The organism is Ruegeria sp. CL5, from assembly GCF_056536485.1.
Genome location: NZ_JBQFPS010000003.1, coordinates 58,567 through 81,305 on the forward strand (window position 1 = coordinate 58,567; position 22,739 = coordinate 81,305).

General features: G+C 55.5%; 15 protein-coding genes and 1 pseudogene. 14 read left to right on the top strand and 2 right to left on the bottom strand.

Features of this window, described 5'->3' with window-relative positions:
• Positions 1 to 42 precede the first annotated feature (42 nt).
• From ACR0IU_RS06490 to ACR0IU_RS06550, 13 genes and pseudogenes are all read left to right on the top strand, one after another.
• A complete protein-coding gene (locus tag ACR0IU_RS06490) occupies positions 43 to 1,278 on the top strand; it encodes a hypothetical protein (RefSeq protein ID WP_170472003.1) in 1,236 nt (411 codons plus the stop codon).
• Between the two features lie 63 nt (positions 1,279 to 1,341).
• The gene (locus ACR0IU_RS06495) at positions 1,342 to 2,199 is read left to right on the top strand and encodes an ion transporter (protein WP_170472001.1); all 858 of its coding nucleotides are present in this window, start codon (positions 1,342 to 1,344) and stop codon (positions 2,197 to 2,199) included.
• A pseudogene (gene tssB, locus ACR0IU_RS06500) lies at positions 2,192 to 2,689 on the top strand (type VI secretion system contractile sheath small subunit); the annotation flags it as partial. The gene ACR0IU_RS06495 and the pseudogene tssB, both read left to right, overlap by 8 nt.
• Before the next feature lie 573 nt (positions 2,690 to 3,262).
• Complete coding sequence (locus ACR0IU_RS06505; protein ID WP_480715861.1) at positions 3,263 to 6,340, top strand: type VI secretion system contractile sheath domain-containing protein; 3,078 nt, start codon at positions 3,263 to 3,265, stop codon at positions 6,338 to 6,340.
• 34 nt (positions 6,341 to 6,374) lie between these two features.
• Entirely contained in the window at positions 6,375 to 8,480 is a 2,106-nt protein-coding gene (locus ACR0IU_RS06510) for a type VI secretion system Vgr family protein (RefSeq protein ID WP_010443405.1), read from the top strand.
• A gap of 11 nt (positions 8,481 to 8,491) precedes the next feature.
• On the top strand, positions 8,492 to 9,103 hold the full coding sequence (locus ACR0IU_RS06515) for a DUF6931 family protein (RefSeq protein ID WP_480609474.1): 612 nt from the start codon (positions 8,492 to 8,494) through the stop codon (positions 9,101 to 9,103).
• A gap of 2 nt (positions 9,104 to 9,105) precedes the next feature.
• Complete coding sequence (locus ACR0IU_RS06520; protein ID WP_010443407.1) at positions 9,106 to 9,414, top strand: PAAR domain-containing protein; 309 nt, start codon at positions 9,106 to 9,108, stop codon at positions 9,412 to 9,414.
• Between the two features lie 10 nt (positions 9,415 to 9,424).
• On the top strand, positions 9,425 to 10,882 hold the full coding sequence (tagH, locus tag ACR0IU_RS06525; RefSeq protein WP_480715675.1) for a type VI secretion system-associated FHA domain protein TagH: 1,458 nt from the start codon (positions 9,425 to 9,427) through the stop codon (positions 10,880 to 10,882).
• Between the two features lie 37 nt (positions 10,883 to 10,919).
• Positions 10,920 to 12,260, top strand: coding sequence for a type VI secretion system baseplate subunit TssK (gene tssK / locus ACR0IU_RS06530; RefSeq protein WP_170471990.1), 1,341 nt, complete (start codon positions 10,920 to 10,922; stop codon positions 12,258 to 12,260).
• A gap of 108 nt (positions 12,261 to 12,368) precedes the next feature.
• The gene (gene icmH / locus ACR0IU_RS06535) at positions 12,369 to 13,790 is read left to right on the top strand and encodes a type IVB secretion system protein IcmH/DotU (protein WP_480715676.1); all 1,422 of its coding nucleotides are present in this window, start codon (positions 12,369 to 12,371) and stop codon (positions 13,788 to 13,790) included.
• Positions 13,787 to 17,359: a type VI secretion system membrane subunit TssM gene (gene tssM / locus ACR0IU_RS06540; RefSeq protein WP_480715677.1), complete on the top strand. Its 3,573-nt coding sequence runs from the start codon at positions 13,787 to 13,789 to the stop codon at positions 17,357 to 17,359. Before icmH ends, tssM begins: the two co-directional genes overlap by 4 nt.
• Positions 17,359 to 18,045: a type VI secretion system-associated protein TagF gene (tagF, locus tag ACR0IU_RS06545; protein ID WP_170471984.1), complete on the top strand. Its 687-nt coding sequence runs from the start codon at positions 17,359 to 17,361 to the stop codon at positions 18,043 to 18,045. Before tssM ends, tagF begins: the two co-directional genes overlap by 1 nt.
• On the top strand, positions 18,042 to 18,764 hold the full coding sequence (locus tag ACR0IU_RS06550; protein ID WP_480715678.1) for a PP2C family protein-serine/threonine phosphatase: 723 nt from the start codon (positions 18,042 to 18,044) through the stop codon (positions 18,762 to 18,764). The genes tagF and ACR0IU_RS06550 overlap by 4 nt, the downstream gene beginning before the upstream one ends.
• A gap of 58 nt (positions 18,765 to 18,822) precedes the next feature.
• Here the strand turns inward: ACR0IU_RS06550 and ACR0IU_RS06555 are convergent, their stop codons facing one another.
• Positions 18,823 to 21,024 (bottom strand): serine/threonine protein kinase, encoded by a 2,202-nt coding sequence (locus ACR0IU_RS06555; protein WP_480715679.1) that lies wholly within the window; start codon positions 21,022 to 21,024, stop codon positions 18,823 to 18,825.
• A gap of 38 nt (positions 21,025 to 21,062) precedes the next feature.
• The gene (locus tag ACR0IU_RS06560; protein ID WP_170543757.1) at positions 21,063 to 21,638 is read right to left on the bottom strand and encodes an OmpA family protein; all 576 of its coding nucleotides are present in this window, start codon (positions 21,636 to 21,638) and stop codon (positions 21,063 to 21,065) included.
• A gap of 166 nt (positions 21,639 to 21,804) precedes the next feature.
• Here ACR0IU_RS06560 and ACR0IU_RS06565 point away from each other — a divergent pair, with 166 nt between their 5' ends.
• On the top strand, positions 21,805 to 22,644 hold the full coding sequence (locus ACR0IU_RS06565; protein WP_480715680.1) for a M15 family metallopeptidase: 840 nt from the start codon (positions 21,805 to 21,807) through the stop codon (positions 22,642 to 22,644).
• Positions 22,645 to 22,739: the final 95 nt, after the last annotated feature.

Consider the following 22,739-nt stretch of genomic DNA (forward strand, 5'->3'; position numbering starts at 1 on the left):
GATCATAACTCAATAGATTATCGCCAGTGGAGGAGTCCCAAGATGGCAAAGACAACAGTTACCAAGCACAAGTTTTACGTCGTCGATCTGATCCGGTCGAAGCCAAAGCTTGAATACATCGAAATCCCAAAATACCGGGTTGATGTAGAATTCGAGATCACGAAATCGGGTAAGCTGAAAAAGCCCGCACCGGTACCCTCAACCGCGCTGAAACGTCTGGAAGATGCCGGCATGAAGGTGCTGGACGACTACGAAAAGACGATCACTCAAGAGGCTGTCCGGCTCGACAAAAAAGTCGGGGAGTTGATGAAGACGCCTGGGAAAAAATCCCAGGACGAGGCGGAAAAGCTGATCCAGGGCGTCAATCAGTCGATCAAGAATGCCATGGCCTCCGCCGAAGGTGCGGCCAAGGTGGCGATCGAAAAGAAGCTGAAAGACGAAGCGAACAAAGACAAGCTGCTGAAAGAGGCGCGCATAAAAACCACGGTGAAGGTAACCATGGGCGTCATCAAGATCAGTGGCGCAGTCGCGAGGTTGGTGGCATCTTCGGGCGCAGATGCGATGGCCTACAAGACCATTGCCAAGCAAGTGTATTCTCTGGGCAAGGAGCTTCAGCAACAGCTCAAGGGTGAGGAAAAGCTGCGCAAGGACCTGTATAAGGCAATCCAGAATTACATGAAATTGCGTGAATCTGTCATCATGCAGGCGGCCGAGCGACAAGGTATCACGGATACATCCGGTATTTCGCCGAAAAAGCCGTTGGAGGCGATTAAGAAATTCACCGCCAAAGCTATTGCGATGGGTGAGGAAGTTACAAAGGGCAAAGACCCCAAGACCATCGCCAAGAATATGCTGGATTTCGCAGCGAAAGCGGTGAAAGGCAAGGCGGAGGACGCAAAGAAAGCACGCGAGAAATACCGCGAACATACGACGAAGACACGTCATAAAGTGGATGATCTGGGCGCTTCGGCAGACAAATTGATGAAGGCGGCCAGAGGCTCCAAGACCCTCAAAGAGGGGATCAAGTTGGGCGCTGAATGTATGAACGTCAAACGCTCGGCCAGTGAACTTTCAAAGAAGCTGGAAGATCGCGAGAATTTCCTAAATGATATGAACGCGTTGATGGAAGGCAATGGGCTGAAAGTGGACGACACCGCGATCATCGACAAGATCAAGGCGTTGGATAAGAAAACCATCGCAACGGAAGCCAAGAACATGTTCACCAACATCAAGACCGTGAAAGGTATGATCGACAACATCAGCGACGCTGTAGGTTGATCGAACCCTGACACGTTGGGCGCGCCACTTGTGCGCCCAACAGATGCTAGACGACAGGAGGCCATGTTGGATACCGGTATCGAGAAGAGCGAAACGCTCCGCGACACCGTGCGTGCATTTGTTGAACGCAAGGCTGTGACCAACACCATTCTTGGCGTGATCATCTTTAATGCGATCACGCTGGGATTGTCGACTTCGGCGTCCATACAGGCCAGTGTTGGCCATCTCCTGACCACGTTTGACAGCATCGTCCTAGGTATTTTCGTGGCCGAGTTGCTGCTGAAATTTTATGCTTACCGGCTAAGTTTCTTCAGAAATGCATGGAACATCTTTGATCTTGTGGTCGTAACACTGGGCCTGTTGCCCAATCGCGATGGCCTTTCAGCCTTGCGAGGGCTGCGGGTCATTCGCGCCATGCGCCTTTTGTCAGTCATTCCACAGATGCGGGCTGTGGTACAGGCCTTGCTTGATGCGTTGCCGGGCATGGGCGCAGTGATCATTATGATCTCGATCGTGTTCTATGTCTTTGCTGTCATGGCTACGCTGATGTATGGCCCCGATTTTCCCGAATGGTTCGGCACGCTGGGCCGGTCCTTGTATTCGCTGTTCCAGATCATGACGCTGGAAAGCTGGTCGATGGGCATCGTGCGTCCCGTGATGGAAACACATCCAACTGCGTGGTTATTCTTTGTTCCATTTATCGTCATAACTGCGTTCTCAGTGTTGAACCTGTTCATTGGTTTACTGGTCAATACGATGCAGTCAGCGGTCGAAGACGAGTCAGTCGAAGAGTTTTCGCATCTTCGTGAACTGGTACGCAGCGAAACGGACATAGTTGACGATCGCGTTAAGGAACTGCTTGTCGAAGTGAAAGCATTGCGTCGCGAGGTTGCGGAGTTGAAAGGGCAGGGCGATGGCTGACAGTTCTCAGAAGTTCATTGCACGCAACAGGGCGCCGCGGGTTCAGATCGAATACGATGTCGAATTGTACGGGGCCGAGAAAAAGGTTCAGCTGCCGTTCGTGATGGGAGTTCTGAGTGATCTGTCCGGGAAGTCCAAGGCCGAAGCCGTCTCGATTTCCGACCGCAAATTTCTCGAGATCGACGTCGACAACTTCGATGACCGCATGAAGGCGATGGCTCCTCGTGTTGCATTTTCGGTGCCCAATACTCTGACAGGTGATGGCAATCTGTCGGTGGACCTGACATTTGAGAAGATGGGTGATTTCAACCCGGCCCAGATCGCGGCCAAGATTGAACCGCTGCAGAAACTACTGGACGCGCGCACTCAGCTAGCCACGCTCATGGCCTATATGGACGGCAAGGCCGGAGCCGAGGCGTTAATCGAAAAGATTCTGGCCGATCCTGGACTGTTGGCGACGCTGGCAAGCGGCCCGGTTGAAGATCCTGACCCAGCGTCGACACTGGATGCATTGCGGGAGTTGGCCCCCGAGGACGCTCCCGAGGATCACTCGGTGGCCGAGGCATTGGCGACGCTGCCCCAAACCAAGGTCGTCGAACATCCGGATGAGACGTCAGACGTCTTATCGAACCTATCTGTCAATGCTCCCGAAGACCCGCCTGAGGATACGTCCCTGGACGATGCTTTGGCTTCATTACCGGAAGCGATTGCAAGCGACGACGAAACCGACATGACCGCTGACGTGCTGTCTGATCTGGCAGGTGCAACCCCCGAAGAGCCCGTAGAAGATACTTCGGTCGAAGACGTCTTGTCTTCAGTTCCAGACATGGCAGAAGACGAGGCGCAAGATGAGGCAACAGGTATTTTGTCCGACCTCGCAGATCAGGCCTCAGATGCTGTTGCCGAGGACAATTCCCTAGAAGAGGCGCTATCGTCCCTCCCAGAGACAGAAGAAGCAACCGAAACCGATTATTCCGAAATCCTGTCCGACCTTGCCGAAGCAGAGCCGGAGGTCGAGTCTGAAGACAGTAGTGTTGATGATCTGCTTGGTGAACTTGCCGAAATGGCGCCGGTTGAGGACACCACCGAGGGTAGTTTAGCCAGCGATACTCTGGCGTCCCTGCCGGATGTTGACGAAGCCGAGGACATCGACGACAGCAGTGACATCCTGTCCGATCTCGCTGATGCTGCGCCAGATGATGCCCTGGATGACAGCCCTGTAGATGGCCTGCTGAGCGACCTCGCGGATTTGGCACCGGATGACGAAGCGCTGGAGGATACCTCCTCAGCAGACGCGTTGGCCTCGCTACCGGTCGTTGAAGAGGCCGATGACGACGACGAGAGTGATGACATACTATCCGACCTTGCCGACGCTGCGCCCGAGGAGGACACTGAAGACAGCAGCATCGATGATCTTTTGGGCGATATTGCCGACATGGCACCAGAAGACATGGATCAGGATGATGAATCGGATGATATCCTTGCAGCAATTCCGGATCTCGATAGCGCGGATGACGCAGAAGATTTAGATGATGTTCTCGGCGATCTGGCAGAGAACGTGCCCGAGGAAAGTGCGGATGACGTTGACGATTTGGATGCTTTACTAGGCGATTTGTCAGACAGCGCGACCGAGGAGGAGACCTCGGATGAGGTTGAACTGGACGATCTGCTCGGAGACCTTGCCTTGGATGATGAGGGTTCCGAGGCTACTGCGGAGGAAGCAGACGGGGACGATTTGGAGCTGGATGAACTTTTCGAAGATGACCCGTCAGACGATGACAGTCCCGTATCAGAAGGTGAAGACGACAACCTCGATCTGGACGACCTACTAGACAGCGACGCGACCGAAGGAGAAGACGCTGGGGATACTTCCGAGGCAGATCTCGACGACTTGGATCTGGACAGCCTGCTTGGCGATGACGACACGACCGGCGATGCAGAAGAAGCTGAAGGCACCGAGACTGATCAGGACGATTTGGATATAGACAGTCTGCTGGACGACACGGATGAAGAAGATCCTGTGCCTGATGAGCTGGATGACCTCGATCTGGACGATCTGCTAAGCAGCGACGCGTCTGAGGATGATGACGCGGCGGATACATCCGAGGAAGACCTCGACGATTTGGATTTGGACGACCTGTTCGACGATGATGACTCGTCCGATGACGTATCAGGATCCGAAAGTGCCGAGACTGATCTGGACGATCTTGATTTGGACAGTTTGCTGGATGACTCGGATGAAGCAGAGACTATGTCCGATGACGCAGATGACTTTGATTTGGACGATCTGCTGTCGGACGATGACGAATCCGAGGGCACCGGTAAAGAGGTCGCTTCGGAAGGGGCCAAACCGGATGGGGAACCGATGCTCGCTTTTGGTCGGATGAGCGCCGACAGGCCCGATCCTGAACGCTTGAAGCGTAGCCGTTTTCGTATAGCAGTTTTTGGCGATTTCTCGGGCCGTTCTGCGAGGGGCCAGATCGAGACGGGGGACGCTTTGGCCGCGCGCAAACCGATCCTGCTGGATTCGGATACGGTTGAGGATGTGATCGCCGGCTTCGCCACCACCCTTGTGCTGCCTATCGGGAAGGATGGCGCAGGGATTGAGGTGAAACTGAATGAGCTCGACGACCTGCATCCCGATGAGCTGTACGAAAACGTTGAGCTTTTTGAGGGTCTGGCGGGCCTGAAAGGCCAATTGAGTGCCGGAGCAACGGCGGATCACGCGGCAAAACAGCTGACCGCATGGGGAGAGGAATTTGGCCAGGCTGTGGTTCCACCGCGCAAGTCTTCGGGTGGCAACACCGTACGAGCTGATCTTAAACTGAGCGATTTTCAGAAGCTAATCGGTGATACCGGCGGTGAATTGGCGCAACCCTCTCCGGTGGACGATCTGTTGAAGCGCGTGGTTGGGCCGCATATCCACAAACTACCCAGTCCCGATGTCGCCGCTATGCAGACTGCGGTAGATGACGCGCTGAGTACGGCGATGCGGCTGGTTCTGCATCATCCCGAATTTCAGTCAGTCGAGGCGCAATGGCGCAGTCTGGATTTGATCGCCCGCAGCGTCGAAGATGACGATACGCTGGATGTGATCCTCTACGATGTATCCGCTGAAGAAATCGCCGCCGATCTGGCCGCCGAAGAGGATCTGGCCCAAACCGGGCTTGTGCGATTGTTGACCGAAGAGCCGCTAGATGAAGAGAACGGACGTGGAGGATATTCCGCGATGATCGGTCTTTATACTTTCGAGGAGACCCCGCCTCATGCAGAACTTCTCGGGCGCGTGGGCCGGGTTGCTGCACATGTGGATGCACCCTTTATCAGCGCTATTACACCCGCCTATCTGGACATCAAGAAAGACGACCGCCACCCATTGGTGGTCAAGGCTTGGGACACGTTCCGCATGATGCCTGAAGCCGGGCATGTCGGGCTTGCTTCGCCACGCTTTCTGCTGCGTCGGCCATACGGGGCCAATTCCGAACCAATTTATGAGTTTGAATTCGAGGAATTCACCGAGGCTGAAGGATTGCGCGGAATGCTCTGGGCCAATCCAGCGGTGCTAGTGACGATCTTACTTGCACGGTCATTCAAGCAGAATGGCAAAGCGATGAATTTGGGTTCAGTCATGAGCCTTGGTGGAATGCCTTATCATTTCGTAAACGACCGCTATGGCGATCAGATGGCTCTGCCCTGCACCGAGCGCAATATCAGTTTGGACAAGCACGAACATTCGGTTCAGCGCGGTTATATGCCCCTGCTGTCTGTCAAAGGGCGGGATGAGATCAGGCTGGGATCGTTCAACTCGGTCGCTGGTCAGGAGTTGCTAGGGCCGTGGTCAGGCGTCCCGGCTCCGGCGCCATCACCGGATGTGCCGGATGAGCCCGAGGCGGAAGAGGCGGTCTCGGACGATGAGTTTGATATGGATGATCTGGGTCTGGACGATGATTCCGATCCAGATCTTGACCTCGGCGATGACGACACATCGGATCTGGATGACGATGACTTCGACCTGGATATTGAGGACGATGACGCTGGCGGTCTGGATGATTTTCTCTCGGCATTTGATGATGATGCGGGGGATGACGGGGATGAAGATGAAATGGACCCGGAACTGGCGGCTTTGCTGGCCGATCTGTAACGGCGTGTCGAACGAGATTTGGAAGGAACGGTAAATGGCGCAAGGTATGCAAAGTAAAGAGTGGCCCCTTCGGATCACCGGCTCATACAGCTATGGCGAAGACGAGCTTGTCATCCGGCGGGCGATTGTGACGGAAAAGCTGGGCGAGCTAACGGACATTCAGGTCGAGGTTCTGTCGCCGGACAAGTCCATCGCGCTGGACAAGCTGCTGGGCAAGATCATGACCATCCACATGGCCGCCGCCAAGGGGGCCGAGCGCAAGTTCACCGGCACGATTGTTCGCGTTGAACGGCTGGCACTGCGGGATGGCTTTGTACAATTGCTGGCAGAATTGCGACCCTGGTTCTGGATGCTGGATCAGACCACCGACAGCCGCATTTTCCAGAACATGACCGCCGTGCAGATCATCGAAAAAATCTTCGGCGAGTACGCGTTCTCGGACTTCAAAAAGAGTCTGAGCGCCAGTTATCAGCAGCGGGAATACTGCGTGCAGTACCGGGAAACCGACTTCGATTTCATCTCGCGTCTGATGCAGGAAGAGGGCATCTATTATTATTTCGACTACGCGAATGCCGAGCGTAAGCTGGAAACGCTCGTGCTGTGCGACGATGTTTCCGCGCACAAGCCCATCGAAGGCATATCGACGGTCGAATATCGCCCAGGCGATGACTATAAACAGCGCCTGCCGGATTGCGTGTCGGAATGGGCTAGCTCGCAAGAGGTCGTACCGGGCGTCGTGTCGCTGCGGGATTTCGATTTCAACACGCCGAACGCCAAGCTGGATGTGCGGGCGAACACAAAGACCAAGGCTACGCATAACTACAAAAGCTATGAGCTGTACGATGCACCCGGACATTATTATAAGGAAACCAAGCTCGGCACGACCCGTGCTCAGGTGCGCATGGAGGCCGAAGATGCCCGGTTCGACCGCCGCCGGGGCCGCGCCTCAGTCCGGGCGATGGAGGTGGGCAAAACCTTCACGTTGAAGGAACATCCCGAAAAGGCCCAGAACGATGATTTCCTGATCACCGGGGCTACCTATTACCTGCAGACGACCGAGGGTTACGGGTTCGAGAAGAACTCACAAGACCTTGATACCGGCGCGCTGGAATTCCCCGATGATGGCGGCGAGATGTTCATGGTCGAGTTCGAGGCGCAGCCGAAATCAGTCAAATACCGCTCGCCCCTGACCGCGCCATGGCCCGAGATTTCGGGGCTGCATACCGCCATTGTGACTGGCAAAAGCGGCGAGGAAATCTGGACCGACAAGCACGGGCGCATCAAAGTGCAGTTCCACTGGGATCGCGAAGGCAAGAAAGACGAGAACACGACTTGCTGGGTGCGTGTCGTCACGCCGTGGTCCGGCAAGAACTGGGGGATGGTCAGCATTCCCCGCATTGGTCAGGAGGTGGTGATCCAGTTCGAAGAGGGCGATCCGGACCGGCCGATCTGTACCGGCATGCTGTACAACGCGGACACCATGCCGCCCTATGCGCTGCCTGCCAATCAAACGCAGACCGGGATCAAGACGCGGTCCTCGAAAGGTGGCAGCGCCGAGATGTTCAACGAGCTGATGTTCGAGGACAAAAAGGGCGAAGAACTGGTGCGTTTTCAGGCGCAGAAGGATCATGAAAAGCTGGTCAAGAACATGTCCACCATTACCGTTGGTTATGACAAGCTGGACAAAGGCGGCAACGGCGGCGACGGCTGTCTGAGCCAGGTGGTCAAGAAGAACGTGGATGAAACGATCAAAGAGGGCGACCATACTTTCAAGATTGAAACCGGCAGCCAGACGGTCGAAATCAAGACCGACCAGACCGAAACGGTCGAGGGCAAGTCCACCCGCACCGTGACCGGCAACAACACCGAAACGATCAAGACCGGGAACAAGACAACCACGGTGAACACCGGCAATATTCAGGTCGATGCCAAATCGGGCAAGATTACCGTCACCGCAATGCAGTCGATTGAACTGAAAGTGGGCGGGTCATCGATCAAGCTGGATCCGACAAGCATTACAATCAAGAGTACGATGATCAAGGTTCAGGCGAATGCCAAACTGGATGCAAAAAGCCCGATGACGACTGTAAACGGCGATGCCATGCTGACCCTCAAGGGCGGCCTGACGATGATCAACTAGGGGTCCGACCGATGAGTGAACGATTTGCAGATATGGTCAAGGTCCCGCAGGTACCCGCCGCCCGGATGTTGGCCGACGCCAACGCGCGGCTCAGTGTTGAACTTGATGCCCCGGCTAGCGCTGCATTGGATGTTGTTCTGGCTGAATTGGACAAAAAGGAAGCCTACATTGATGTACTGCGTCTGTTGGGTGTTGCGCTGCCGCCACGTGAGCGCGTGTGGTGGTCTTGCCTGGCCGCACGCGATTACATCGGCAAAGCGCCGGACAACAATACCCGCGCTTTAGCTGCATCCGAGGAATGGGTGTTTCGCCCAACGCCCGAAAACCGGCAAAAAGCGGGGGAAACCATTGATCTGGCCGACCCGGATGACGAAACCGTGAATTGTGCCATTGGCGTGCTCTATTCAGATGGTACGCTGGGAACCGGCGATCTGGCGACAATGCCAGCCCCGCTTGGGGCGGCGGAAATCGTGGCCTTTGCAATGAATGTTGTTGCGATGGACAATCACGAAGGCGATTTTGATGCCTACCTACAGTTGCTGATTGATCGCGGCGTCGATATTGCTCGGGGTGGGAATGGTAATCTGGACCGCGACGGTGCCGGTCCAGGGACGGAGGAATAAACATGGGATTTCCACAGGCCCGTGTAACTGATCTGCACGCATGCACGCTGCCGGCACCGCCGCCAGCGCCGCCGCCTCCTGCGCCGGTACCGATGCCGATCATGCCACCTTGTTGTCCAACCGTTCTGGTTTCGAAACTGCCAGCGGCGCGTGTGACAGATTTGGCGACACCTGCATTTCCGCATCCTATATTGAAAGGATCGGCGACGGTGCTGATTGGCAAGCTTCCGGCGGCGCGGGTTATGGATACTTGCGCCTGCGGTGGTCCGATCCTGCCGCCTTGCTGCCCCACCGTTCTGGTTGGAGGATGAAGACAAACGAATGACGGTCACACTAAAATTTCAATCCACCGGCATTGTGCCGGGCGACGGGCGCCCGGTGTCGATGCAGGGGGGTTCTTTGACCGTGGGGCGTGGACCGGCCAATGACCTTGTCCTCCCCGACCCTGAGCGAACGCTCAGCAAGAACCATTTTGTCATCGAAGATCACAATGGCAACGTGGTGATTGTGGACTTGTCGACCAACGGCACTTTTCTCAACTACTCTAAGATTGCCCTGGGCCGGACGCCCACACCGCTGAACAATGGCGATGTGCTGACGGCGGGTGGGTATGAAATGGTGGTCGAAATCGGCGCTGATCTGCCGTCGTTCGAAGAGATGATTCCTCAGCCGACGCAACAGGATCGAGTCTCTCCGGGGCAGTCGCAAAATGCGCCGGACCCGTTGGCTCTGTTGGACGATTCAGGGCCGGACGGGGATTTCCTTGATGATTTGTTGGGGGGAGATGCGCCGAAAGGGCCGGGCCAAATTTCAACGCCTGACCCGATGGATGAGCTGTTGCCGCCCTTGGATGATGACGACCCATTTTTTGCGAAACCAAAAGATGCGCATCAGGAAATGGGGGCCAGCGATCCGATGCACAATCCGTCAGCCTCGGATGCGTTTTCAGCTCCAAGCAGTGGCGCAAATCTGATCCCGGATGATTGGGATGATGACCTGCTTTCGCCACAAGGCGCGTCACCCACAGACCCTTTCGGGGGCGCACCACAAAACCCGGCTCCGCCGCCAACTAAACCGACACCGGGTGGGCAGGCTGCTGCACCACCACCGATCCCCAAACCCGAAGCTGCATCTTCCGAACCTGCGCCGCAACAAGCAAAAGTGGACGTACAGGCCGCTACGCCTGTCGCGACTGGGGATCAGGCGGCGGCGCGCGCTTTGCTTGAGGCGCTTGAGGTGGATGATCTACGCATTGACGATGCTGACCTGCCCGCAACGATGGGCCGATTGGGCCGTGTGCTGCGAACGATGATTGTTGGTCTGCGCGAGATCCTGATGACGCGCACCTCGATCAAGTCCGAATTCCGGATCGATCAGACGATGATCAGCGCAGGTGGGAATAACCCGTTGAAGTTTTCGATCAGCCCAGAGCAGGCAATCGAAGCGCTCGTGAAGCCCCGTGTCAAAGGCTATCTGGCTTCGGAAGAAGCGACTGAGGAGGCGCTGAATGACATTAAGGCGCATGAGATCGCCATGGTGACAGGCATGGAGGCGGCATTGAAAGGCGTGCTGTCTCGTCTTGATCCCGAAGTTTTGGCCGGAAAAATTGAAGGGTCTGGCAAACTTGGGTCACTTTTCAAGGGTAAGAAGACCCAATATTGGGAAGTCTATGAGAAGATGTACGCGGAGATTTCGGACCAGGCAGAGAATGATTTCCACGATCTATTCAGCCGCGAGTTCGCACGTGCCTATAAGGAACAGCTGGAGAAGCTGAAGTAACGTCCAGATTGGGCGCGATAACAAGGGAGGGCAGCCATTGTCCTGGGACAGCAAGGTGCTTTGGACCGAAGGGTTGTTTCTGCAGCCCCATCATTTCCAGCAGGCCGACAGATATACTGAGGCTCTGGTGGCTGGGCTGGCGCGTAGAATGACGCCCTATGCCTGGGGTTTGAGTGCGCTTGAGATTGATGACGAAGTACTCAAGGTCGGTCAGATCGCGCTCAAGTCTTGCGCGGGTCTGACATCGGATGGGCAGGTGTTTCGCGTCCCGCAGGCCGAAGATCATCCACCGGCGCTGGAAGTGCCCGAGTCGATCAAGGATTGCGTGGTATATTTGACGGTTCCGCAAAGGCGGCAAGGCGCGTCCGAAGTAGACCTGAGCGGGGCTGAACAGTCGGTTAGCCGTCTGCGCCCGGCAGAGCAGGAAATCACGGATGTGATGAGCCAGCAAAAAAAGCCGGTGACCCTTGGTGTTGGCAAGCTGCGCCTGCAGTTTGCACTGGCTGTTGACGATTTGGCCGACAAGCTTGCCATTCCGATTGCCCGGATCATCGAAGTGCGTCCGGACAAAGAAATCATAATGGACCGTGGCTTTATCCCCTCGGTTATGGATGTTCGCGCGGCTCCGGCACTGGCGGGCTTCATGAACGAGCTTGAGGGTATGCTGTCACACAGGATGCAGGCCTTGGCCGGAAGATTGTCTGAAGGCGGTCCTGCCAAGGGTGCTGCAGAGATATCGGATTTCTTGTTGTTGATGGTGATAAACCGGAACCTGCCTCTTGTTCGCCATTTCGCAAATATCGAAAATGTGCATCCTGAACATGTTTATCGCGTCTGTGCCGCGCTGGCCGGGGAGCTTGCGACCTTTATGAGTGCCGAAAAGGAAGCCGTGCAGTTTCCAGCCTATCAGCATGACAATCTGACCGAGTCTTTTGCACCAGTGATCCGCGTTCTGCGCCAGTACCTGAGCTCAGTTTTGGAGCAGACGGCGATCTCGATCCCGCTGGAGCCACGGAAATACGGCATTAGCGTAGGGGTAATTGCCGACCGCAAGTTGATCGGAAATGCCGGTTTCGTTCTGGCCGTCAATGCCGATATCCCAGCCGAAGATGTACGGAGGCATTTTGCGGGCCAGGCCAAGACCGGGCCAGTCGAGGAAATCCGTCAGTTGGTGAACTCGGCCTTACCGGGAATCACGCTGCGCCCGCTCCCGGTTGCTCCGCGTCAAATTCCGTATCATTCGGGCGTGGTGTACTTCGAACTGGACGCCGCCAGCCCGTATTGGAGCAAAATGACTACCTCGGGTGGGATCGCGGTGCACGTGTCAGGACAGTACCCAGGTCTGCAGATGGAACTTTGGGCAATCCGCAATCAGTAAGCGTTCGTTTGAAAGACGAGGCCTTGAGTGGTTGCCAAAAAACAATTTGATGGGGCTGCCCGCGTGGGTCACAGTAAGATGCGGGGGCCTTGAGGAAGCAGGAAAACGATGTCCGACAACGATCCTTTTGCCGAACCGGACGACACAGACAAGACGGTGATCCGACCTAACCCGGGTGGACGGCGTCAGCCCGGCGGCACGCAGCAGCAGCCTGCCGCGTCTCAGCAACCGGCAGGTTACCCGATGGAGACTCCACCCCAGCAGCCAGCGGCGGGCGGGGCAGAAATTGGCGTGCCACCTGCGCAGGCTTCGCAACCGCGCATGTCACAGGGTGGAACAGAGCAGGTGGCAACCACCGGCATGAACCGCCTGAATGCCTGTGCCTCGCCTTTGTTTTCGCTCATCAGTCGAATTCGCAACCGCGCGCAACACATGGACCCCGACAAGCTTCGCCAAAGCGTGGTAGCCGAAGTGCGCAGTTTCGAGAACGCGGCATTGCAGGCGGGTATCCCAGCCCAGTCAGTAAAGATCGCACGCTATGCGCTCTGCGCCACTCTGGACGATGTGGTGTTGAATACACCCTGGGGCGGGCAATCCAGCTGGGCCACACAGTCTCTGGTCGGGACCTTCCACCGCGAGACGGTTGGTGGCGATCGGTTCTATGATCTTCTGGCGCGGCTGGAACAAGAGCCTGCGAACAACATCGAATTGCTAGAGTTCGTCTACATGTGCCTGTCACTGGGCTTTGAAGGCCGCTTGCGGGTGGAACAGGGAGGTCCGGACAAGCATTTGCAGATTAGGCAAGGTCTTGCGCGGATCATCCGGGCTCAGCGCGGCCCGGTTGAACGCGACCTAGCTCCGCATTGGGAAGGCGAAGATAAGCCATATCGAGCGCTCAGCATGTGGAAACCGGTTTGGATCGCGCTTGGCGTGACGGCCCTTTTGCTGATGATCGAGTTTGGTAGCCTGTCCTACGCGCTGTCTAATAAAACAGAAAATCTTGTAGGACAGATGTCGGTAATTGATGCGGGTCCTGTGACCGAATTGCAGCGTCGTGCACCTCCACCTCCACCGCCTCCACCGCAGGCACAGGTGGAAAAGGTCGTGGAATTCCTGAAGCCCGAGATCGACGAAGGATTGGTCGAGGTATTTGAGAAGGGCAACACACTGGTCATTCGCATCAAAGGCTCGGGCATGTTTGGCTCGGGTTCGGATCATCTGCAGGATAAATTCCGCGAACCGGTGCGCCGGGTTGCGGTAGCGCTGAACGACGAACCGGGTTCCGTGATCGTGGCTGGGCATTCGGACAACGTGCCAATCCGGTCCTCTCGGTTTCCGTCCAATCTGGCCCTTTCATTGGCTCGGGCCAAATCTGTCATGAACCAGATGGCGGCGGATTTGTCCGATCCCAAACGGCTTAGCGCTGAAGGTCGGGCCGACAGTGAACCAATCGCCGACAATTCGACTCGAGAAGGTCGCGCGACCAACCGTCGGATCGAAGTCCTGTTGGTTCAGGAGGAAACCCCATGATTGTCCTCAGATTTCTGAAGTTTGTTTTCCTATCCATCTACACGGTTCTGTTCTTTACCGCGATTGCTCTGTCGCTGAGCTTGTATTTCTTCGGGCCTTTGATCGGATCGGATGAATGGCGCCCGTTGGATGGTGTGGCGGCGCGCCTGATCTGGTGTGGCGTCATATTTGCCATCTTTTTGGCTATCGCGCTGACGGTATTCTTTGTCCGCCGCAGACGCGAAAAGAACCTAACCGAAGAAATCACCGAAGCCGTCAGTGATGGCGGCGATATGATCGACAGCGAGATTTCCGAGCTGCGTGGCAAGTTGAAAACGGCAATGGCGGCGCTGCGTAAATCCAAGAACGGACGACGCCATCTAAACGAATTGCCATGGTATGTGATGATTGGCCCGCCAGGCGCAGGCAAGACCACGGCGATCGTGAATTCAGGCCTTAACTTTCCACTGGCCGATGAAATGGGAAAAACAGCGATTGGTGGCGTCGGCGGAACGCGCAATTGCGATTGGTGGTTCACTGAAAATGCTGTTCTTATCGACACTGCGGGGCGGTACACAACGCAAGAAAGTGACGCTGAAGTCGACAATGCGGCCTGGATCGGTTTTCTTGGGTTGCTCAAGAAATATCGTAAACGCCAGCCCATTAATGGCGCGATGATTGCGATTTCGCTTTCTGATCTGTCTCTGCAGGATGAAATCACTCAGAAAGAGCACGCGAAAGCCGTTCGCCGTCGGCTTGAGGAGCTGCGCGAGAAGTTGGGTGTGCGCTTTCCGGTCTATATCCTGTTTACCAAAGCTGATCTGATTGCCGGTTTCGCCGAATTCTACGACAATCTGGGCAAGGAAGATCGTGAACAGGTGTGGGGCTTCACGCTGCCATTGGACAAGTCTCGATCCGAGCAATCTCCTGTTGCTGCCTTCGATGAAGAGTTCGCCTTGCTGCTGGGCCGCCTGAACGCCCAATCGCTGGAACGGATGCAGACCGAAACCGACCCACAGCGCCGCGCTCTGGTTGCCGGTTTCCCGATGCAGGTGGCATCCTTCCGGAAGGTTGCGCATGAATTTCTAACCGAGGTTTTTCAGGACAGCCGCTATCAGCATCGCCACATGCTGCGCGGAGTGTATTTCACGTCTGGAACGCAGGAAGGCACACCGATTGACCGGCTGATGCTGGGGATGGCGCGGACCTTCGGGATCGGGCGTCAGGCCATTGGTACGGGGCAGGGTTCAGGGCGCTCGTACTTCCTGACCAGGTTGTTTGATCAGGTGATTTTCCGTGAAGCAGGTCTGGTCAGTGCAGATGATAAGGTTGAACGCCGGTACAGGATTACCAAATGGGTTTCGGTCGCCGCGACTGTTATGGCGGCCGTGACGGTTGGCGCTTTGCTTGTGCGCAGCTTCTCGGGAAATTCCGAGCTGATTGCCGAGGCGCAGGAAGGTGTGTCCGCCTATCAGGCTGCTGCAGCAACGCTTCCGCCCAGCCCGGTGGGAGATACCGATCTTGTACCTGTCGTGCAGGCTTTGAATACGTTGCGCGATCTGCCTGCGAATCCGACACTGTCAGATCCGGATCCGGAAACGCGCCTGACATATGGTCTGTATCAGGGTGACGTGATTGGTACGCAGGCGGCGCAGACCTATCGCGCCGCATTGAACCAACGGTTCCTACCGCGCTTGCTGCTGCGTCTGGAGGAGCAGATGAGCGCGAATATCAACAATCCCGATGTTCTATATGAAGCGCTCAAGGTTTACCTGATGTTGGGCTTGCAGGGTCCGATGAACCCGAACCTCGTCAATGAATGGATGAATATCGATTGGACGGTTTCGTTCCCTGGCCCCTCTCGTGAGGAATTTCGCGCCGACCTGAATGATCACCTTGAAGCTTTGCTGAGTCAGCCGATGCAGGCCGTTGCCTTGAATGGGCCGATGGTGGAACAGATCCAAGGTATTCTATCGGAGCTGCCCTTGGCGCAGCGGGTGTATAATGGGATCATATCCAGCCCAACTGCAACGGCCTTGCCGGAGTGGCGCATTACCGAAGTTGGCGGCCCTGCCGTTGGTCGCGTTCTGGTCCGGTCGTCTGGGAAGCCGTTAAATGACGGGATCGAGGGGATCTTCACCTACAAAGGTTTCAACGACGTATTTTTGGGCGAAGCGGTCGGAGTGGCCAAACGGGTACAAAAGGAAAGCTGGGTTCTAGGTCCTCGCGGAGAAGCCGAGCAAACCGAACTGGCCCTTGCGGCGCTTAGTCGAGATGTTCTGGACCTGTACTACAACGATTACATCGCGCGCTATGACGCCATGCTAGGCGATATCGACATCGTTCCTATGGAAAGCCTGAGCCATGCAGTTGAGGTGACCAACGTACTGTCAGGCCCGACGTCGCCTATCGTGAACATCCTAAATTCGATATCTGACGAGACGAAACTGACAGAAATCCGTTCAGCCCTGCCCAATACGGATGCGTTGAACGAAGGGTTGTCAAATGCCGCCAGCCTGGAAGTGCAATCCGCAACCTCCGTCCAGACACAAATCCTGCTGGAAGCGCTGGCCAAGTCCAGCGGTGCAACTTCATCAGAGCCGGTGCAAGAACCGGGCCAATATGTCGAAGATAGGTTCTCTTGGTTGCATCAGTTGGTGGAACAGCAACAGGGACAACCCTCGCAGCTTGATCTTCTGATGGGATCGCTGACCGGTGTGTATCAAGAACTGAACAAGATGTCCTTCAGTGGTGTCACTGGCGCGGAATCCGGTCAGGCGTTGCAGCAGTTCCAGCAGGAAGCGGCGCGTATTCCTGGCCCGATGGAACGCTGGGCATTGCAGATCATCGATGGCTCATCGGGAATCACGTCGGACAGCACGCGCGCATCTATTAATGCGCGCTGGCAGGCTAATGTACTGCCCTTCTGCGAACAGGTCGTGACCGATCGTTATCCGTTCAACCGCAGATCGGGCGCGGATGTTGCCATGGGTGATTTCAGCAAGCTGTTTGGCCCGCAAGGTTTGATTGATACGTTCTTCAATGAAAACCTCGCAAAGCATGTGGATATGCGTACCCGGCCGTGGTCTTGGAAAACCAGTGTAAATGAGGCCGATCTGGGGATCAGTCAGGCAGTACTGACCCAGTTTCAGAATGCAGCCGAGATCCGAGAAGCGTTTTTTGCAGCTGGCCCCCAGCCGCGGATACAGTTTCAGATCATGCCCGAGGCGCTGGACCCCAAGGCCAAGGGCGTGAAGCTGGAGATTGACGGTCAGACGCTGGAGTTCCGTCATCGTGGCGGGCTTCCGTCACCGATGGCCATTGCCTGGCCGGGTCAGGTTGGGCTGGCGCGCGTTAGCTTTGAACCGGAAAAGCGCAACATTGAAAGCGTCTTGTCCAAGGACGGACCGTGGGCCTGGTTTCGGTTACTTGACGCGGCCGAGGTGCGGCGCACAAACGTGTCAGACCGCAAGAAGGTAATATTCAACGTTGGCGGTCGCATCGCGATTTTCCAGCTGCAATCAGGATCGGTCATCAACCCCTTTGCTTTGCCGGCGCTGCAGAAATTCAGCTGCCCCAAGTCTTTCTGATGCCGAAGGCTGGATTTGGCGCATTCGGGAAGATGCCCTCGGTCGGAGATTTCTTTCGGCTCGGGGTAGCACCCGAGTTTGTCCAGCCCTGGGACACCTGGATACAGCACAGCATGCTTGCCGCGTCCGAGTCGCTGGGGCCTGCTTGGGATTCGCATTACATGTCGGCCCCTATCTGGCGCTTCTGCCTTGCCCCAGGCTTGGCAGGTCCGCAGAAAATGCTGGGCGTTCTTATGCCTTCCGTGGACAGAGTAGGGCGACGCTTTCCCCTGACATTGGTTGCAGCGATTTCGAACGAGGGTTCTGCTATTCTATCTCATTTTCGGGCTGCGGAGATTTACGGTCAGCTCGAAGATCTCGCATTGGCTGCGCTCGAGGACGACATGACCCGTGACAAGTTGGCTAAGGAGCTTGAGGCTTTGATCGTTCCAGTGCAGGAGCCAACAGCCCCGGTTCGTGCACAAGGCAACACCTTGGTACTGACGCGCGGAGAAGTATCCGACGGCCTGCTGCCCGATCTTGCTTCGGGATTAGTATCTGATCGTTTTCGGATGCCGACAATTTGGAGCACTGAAATCGGTGGTGTGCCTCGAATGATGGTCTGCGAAGGTTTACCGGAAGGGGCAAACATGCAAGGTTTGTTCAACCTTCACGCTGCAGTCTGGACCGAGGCAAGGCCAATATGAATTCAAGTCACCGCGTTCGGTACAGCGCCCGCAGCCATGTTGGCCTCAAGCGGAAGCTCAATGAAGATGCGGTGCTTGCACTGCCCGAGGAAAACTTGTGGCTGGTTGCGGATGGGATGGGCGGTCACGAGGCGGGTGATTACGCCAGTCGGCTTGTTGCGGATATGGTTGCGGCCATTCCCCCGGGTCTGCCACCTTCAGACCGGATGGTCACATTGCGCGATGTTCTTCGGCAGGCTCATGCGGCGATCCGCGCCGAGGCCGAGGCACGCGGTGGCGGAACCATCGGCACGACTGTTGCCTGCATGATGTTGGCAAATGGCCATTTTGTTGGGCTGTGGGCCGGAGACAGCCGAATTTATTTGTTGCGGAACAATCAAATTCAGATGCTGACCACCGACCATTCCGTGGTCGCTGATCTCGTTTTGGCCGGTCAGATGAGCTGGGATGAGGCTGAGCAACACCCTCAATCCAACGCCATCAACCGTGCGGTGGGAGTTGGGGATGAGCTGGAATTGGACAAGATCCGTGGCGAAGTTCAACCGGGGGACCGGTTCCTGATATGCTCGGACGGATTAAGCAAATATGCTACTTTTCCGATGCTCGAAAAAGCACTGTCCGAAATGCCGATTGAGACAGTGGCAGATCAGTTGATCCAAATCGCTCTGGATGGGGGTGGCGCAGATAATATCTCGGTGATTGTTGTCGACGTTCCCTGAAGGCAAACGATGCCTTCAGGCGTCGTTGATGCCTTAGGGTTTGCAGTTCGAGGCCAGGTCATTGTTCCAGCGTAGTCAGAATACGGCTGTCCAGCGACAGGATCTGCGTATCGACGTTGCGATCTTGCTCGCGCAGCGCTTCGGCATATCCTGCTGCGGATTCGGTGGTTGGTCGCAGAGTGTCGAATAACTGTTTGTCACTATGCAACACGATGACTTTGCTTTTGCCCAAGGTGGAATCATCAACCTCGAAAGCAATGCCTCCGTTTTCCTGGCTCTCTGGTATCGAATAAGCAACGCGTACTGACATGGGTCCTGTTTGGCCGTCCCTTAAGGCCGGGATGCCGTTTTCCTGGCGCGTCACATTGGGCAGCAGGTGGAATACGTTTCCTGAGACATCAAGAACTGAAACAGACAGAAATCCGTCCTGCGCATCATTTGGCAGTTTGACATCGATCACCGGGTTCTGGCCGACGATAAAATCACCATTGGGATTTGGCGCGTTATCCTGTTCACCGTTATAGAATGCGATCGAAATATCGCTGGTCGGTGCAGTTGGAAGATAGTTCTCGATCAGACACAGGGTAGGATTCAAGAGCGCAATCTGATCCAAATCCACGGGTCGTGTGCCAACAAGCGCCGTCAAAGCGGTTTCAAGCCCGATTAAGCTGTCCTGAGACGCCAGTGTGCCGCTCAGCCGGACCGGGGTTTCAAGCCCGTATCCGGTTGTAGGCGGGTCAACCAATTGCAACGTGCCACAATCGGCCAAGCCTGCCAAAATTGGTCTGATCTCTGCTGCTGTAACGAATAGAGTTTCAAGTTCCAGATCAACTGTTCCCTGCAGCCCAGCAGGTAATCCTGCGGAAAAAAGCTGCTCCAACTCTGTGTGCAGGGCCTTGTTCGTGGTCTGTCCGGTCAACTGGGCATCATTGCCGTTCACGACCAGACGCCATTCTTCCAGGTCCATTACCGCGTCTACGACATCGCTGACGGCGCTTCCCCAGGTTTCTGAAATGTCGCCCGATGCCAATGTCAAATCGACCGTACCGCCATCTCCGGTAATCTCGCGTGTCATAGCATCCCGGGTTTCTTCCGATGGTACGAACCCAACCGCACGCGGGGGCTGCCCATCGCGTTTGTCCGCTACCAATGTGTAGGGCGCGACGGCGGGGTATGACCGGCCCAACAGACCATCGAAGGTGCCGCTTAGATAGCCGCCAATCCCGGCCCCGCCCACGATAACAACGCCCAAAGTCGCCATAAGCCCTGTCCGCGACTTTTTTGCGATTGCAGGCTGAGAGGGCTTCGGTGTCTGCACTTCCTGAGTAGGCGTGGATTCAGGCGCGGCCATCGCAGGTGCGGGAGCGCTACCTTTAGGAACAATTATGGTGGCATCTTCATCAGTGTCAGGGATTGCCCTCTCAACTGGTTCTGATCGTGCAGAGGCAAGCGCCCTTAGTACATCACCGGCCGATTGAAATCGGTCATTTGGATCCGGGGCGGTCATCTTGTCGAGAATGGATTTCAGAGGCTCAGGCACATTTGTTGTGTCCAGGGGCTCTTTCTTGCTTTCGACAACCTCCAGCAGGTTGCGCCCTGAGTTTGCTTTTTCGCCCCGGAAGTTTGCAAGTAGCAACGCGCCCAAAGAGTAGATATCTGTGCGTTGATCGGTTTTACCCGACAACTGCTCGGGCGCTGCGTAGGCATATTTGCCGGCAAATTCACCACCCACGATGGTCTCCGCGCCAGGATTGGTGTCCTTGGCAATACCGAAATCGATAATCACCGCCTGTGCAGGATCGCCATCACGTAGGATGATGTTATCCGGGCTCAGATCGCGATGGACGATATTGCGGGCATGGGCGGCCTCCAATCCCTCGCACACCCGTTTGCACACAGTGAGAATTTCAGGCGCAGACATCGGACCCTCGGCCAGCTTCCGGTCCAGTCCGGGTCCGTCGACGTAATCCATCACCAGATAGACATGTCCGTCGGCGGTGCGGTTATTTTCAGAATACCGCACAACCGCGTCGTGGCGGATGTCGCGAATTTCTTCTTCTCGGGTCAGAAGGACAAGATAATCGTCGTTACTGGAGAATTCGGCCTTCAATACCTTGAGTGCGGCAAGTCGCCCCGAAATCTCGGAGCGTGCCCGGTAAACGTCTGACGTTCCACCCCGCCCAAGGATCGCTTCGATCCGATAGGTATTGTTCACCAGATCGCCCGGCTGAAACAGGTCACCTGTGCGGGATTCAGTCATGCCGCCCTCGAATTTAGTTGTTATCAGAGGAGACTAAATCAGCCGAGAGCCTGAAATTCAACGCGGCGATTTTCATCTGCACGCGGGTTATCCTTATTCAGAGGTTGTGCTTCACCGACGCCGAGCACTTCCAGGCGTTGGTCCGAGATGCCGCAATCGCTGACAAGAAAGCGTTTGACCTCTTTTGCGCGCAACAGAGACAGGTTTTGATTGTACTCCGCAGATCCTGCGCTGTCGGTGTGTCCGATAATCTGGAAGACATTCACGTCGACGTTCTTCATCGCCTGACAGAGCGAGGCCAATTTCGGTTTTTCATCGTCCCGCAGTGCAGCCGAGGCGAAATCGAAACGAACCTGAATATTGACCTGGTCTTCTGTTGCGACGGGTTGATACTCGGCGGGCGCTGCAGCAACAGTGGTTTCAGCGGTGTCTTGTGTAGTTTCGGTGCCGGAATTTGAGGGCACGATCACGAGTCCGCGGGTTTTTTGTTTGTTGAATGCGTCGGTGATTTCGTCGGCTGTCAGCTCATTTGACTGCGCCAGTGCAAATTGTGTCGCACACACAAATGCAAAAGCCGAAGCCCCGATAGTTTTCGTCGATGAAAATGCAGGCATTACTGAAGTCCTTCCATATTTGAGACAAAGAGTACCCCTGCCTCTGATCAGCGACAATGAAGAAAGTCACATATGAGATTAACAATTTCGGGCAAAGACGTGACATCCTGTCCGTCGACTTCTAGGTTGATGCATAAAGGCAGTGAGACACAGGAAAACACAGCAGATGCGCACCGTTCCAGCGATAATCCTTGGTGTGGCGATAATCCTTGCCCCGATCATCTGGTATGTCTTCCCTATAATAGTCCCTATTGAAAGTGATTTTGAGGGGCCCGCAATCGACTCAGGCGCCCGGATCGAGATTGAAATGCTGAGCCAGCAAGTCGAAGACATGCGCAATCAGATTGAGCAGTTATCTCTGGAAATCTCTCGATCGCAAAGCGGTGGACCTTTGTTGCAACAAGGTGCCGACGGTGCCGATGATTATGGCTATGACAGCACCACACCAAACGACATCATCGATGCCTATGCTCAGGTTGTTCTGATAGCCAATCGTAAGAAGGTGAATCAACAACTTCAGCTGGCAAATTCAACATTCTTGAAAGAGACGTTTGGTCTGCCGCGCGAGGACTTAACAGATAGTTGCCAGTCAATGACTAATCCGCGTCTGGAAAATCTGTTGGTCCTTGAAGAAGTGGGGCCTGTTCGTGTGCGGATGCTGAAACCTGCAATCGATTCCCTGCGCACTGTATTCGACAATATCCGACGAACCGATCCTGATTTATTTGCCCGTATTAATACGGCAGGGTCTTTGTGTGTCCGCCGAATTCGAGGAGCGACATCCTCAGCCTCGGCGCATGCTTATGGACTGGCTGTTGATCTGAACATCGACGGTGTGCTCGACACTTTGGGCGATGGAAAAACTCAACTTGGCCTCACTATCCTTGCCGATTTTTTCCGCCAGGAAGGCTGGGTCTGGGGGGCTGCATGGGGGCGCGAGGATTCCATGCATTTCGAAGTCAGTCGAGACAAGATAGAAGAGTGGCTGGAACAAGGTCTGCTGTAGTTTCGCGATCCGTTGCGCGTTATGTGAAGTTGGACACGGACTTCAAAGCCACTAAACGTGATACCCAGAACAGTAAATCCAACGAGTTTTCGTAA

What these genes read in the sequence shown, in the direction of transcription:
- ACR0IU_RS06490 (WP_170472003.1), top strand. Translation starts at nt 43, where the DNA reads ATGGCAAAGACAACAGTTACCAAGCACAAGTTTTACGTCGTCGATCTG.
- ACR0IU_RS06510 (WP_010443405.1), top strand. Translation starts at nt 6,375, where the DNA reads ATGGCGCAAGGTATGCAAAGTAAAGAGTGGCCCCTTCGGATCACCGGC.
- ACR0IU_RS06515 (WP_480609474.1), top strand. Translation starts at nt 8,492, where the DNA reads ATGAGTGAACGATTTGCAGATATGGTCAAGGTCCCGCAGGTACCCGCC.
- ACR0IU_RS06550 (WP_480715678.1), top strand. Translation starts at nt 18,042, where the DNA reads ATGAATTCAAGTCACCGCGTTCGGTACAGCGCCCGCAGCCATGTTGGC.
- ACR0IU_RS06520 (WP_010443407.1), top strand. Translation starts at nt 9,106, where the DNA reads ATGGGATTTCCACAGGCCCGTGTAACTGATCTGCACGCATGCACGCTG.
- icmH (WP_480715676.1), top strand. Translation starts at nt 12,369, where the DNA reads ATGTCCGACAACGATCCTTTTGCCGAACCGGACGACACAGACAAGACG.
- ACR0IU_RS06565 (WP_480715680.1), top strand. Translation starts at nt 21,805, where the DNA reads ATGCGCACCGTTCCAGCGATAATCCTTGGTGTGGCGATAATCCTTGCC.
- tagH (WP_480715675.1), top strand. Translation starts at nt 9,425, where the DNA reads ATGACGGTCACACTAAAATTTCAATCCACCGGCATTGTGCCGGGCGAC.
- ACR0IU_RS06555 (WP_480715679.1), bottom strand. Translation starts at nt 21,024, where the DNA reads ATGACTGAATCCCGCACAGGTGACCTGTTTCAGCCGGGCGATCTGGTG.
- ACR0IU_RS06495 (WP_170472001.1), top strand. Translation starts at nt 1,342, where the DNA reads ATGTTGGATACCGGTATCGAGAAGAGCGAAACGCTCCGCGACACCGTG.
- tagF (WP_170471984.1), top strand. Translation starts at nt 17,359, where the DNA reads ATGCCGAAGGCTGGATTTGGCGCATTCGGGAAGATGCCCTCGGTCGGA.
- tssM (WP_480715677.1), top strand. Translation starts at nt 13,787, where the DNA reads ATGATTGTCCTCAGATTTCTGAAGTTTGTTTTCCTATCCATCTACACG.
- ACR0IU_RS06505 (WP_480715861.1), top strand. Translation starts at nt 3,263, where the DNA reads ATGGCGCCGGTTGAGGACACCACCGAGGGTAGTTTAGCCAGCGATACT.
- ACR0IU_RS06560 (WP_170543757.1), bottom strand. Translation starts at nt 21,638, where the DNA reads ATGCCTGCATTTTCATCGACGAAAACTATCGGGGCTTCGGCTTTTGCA.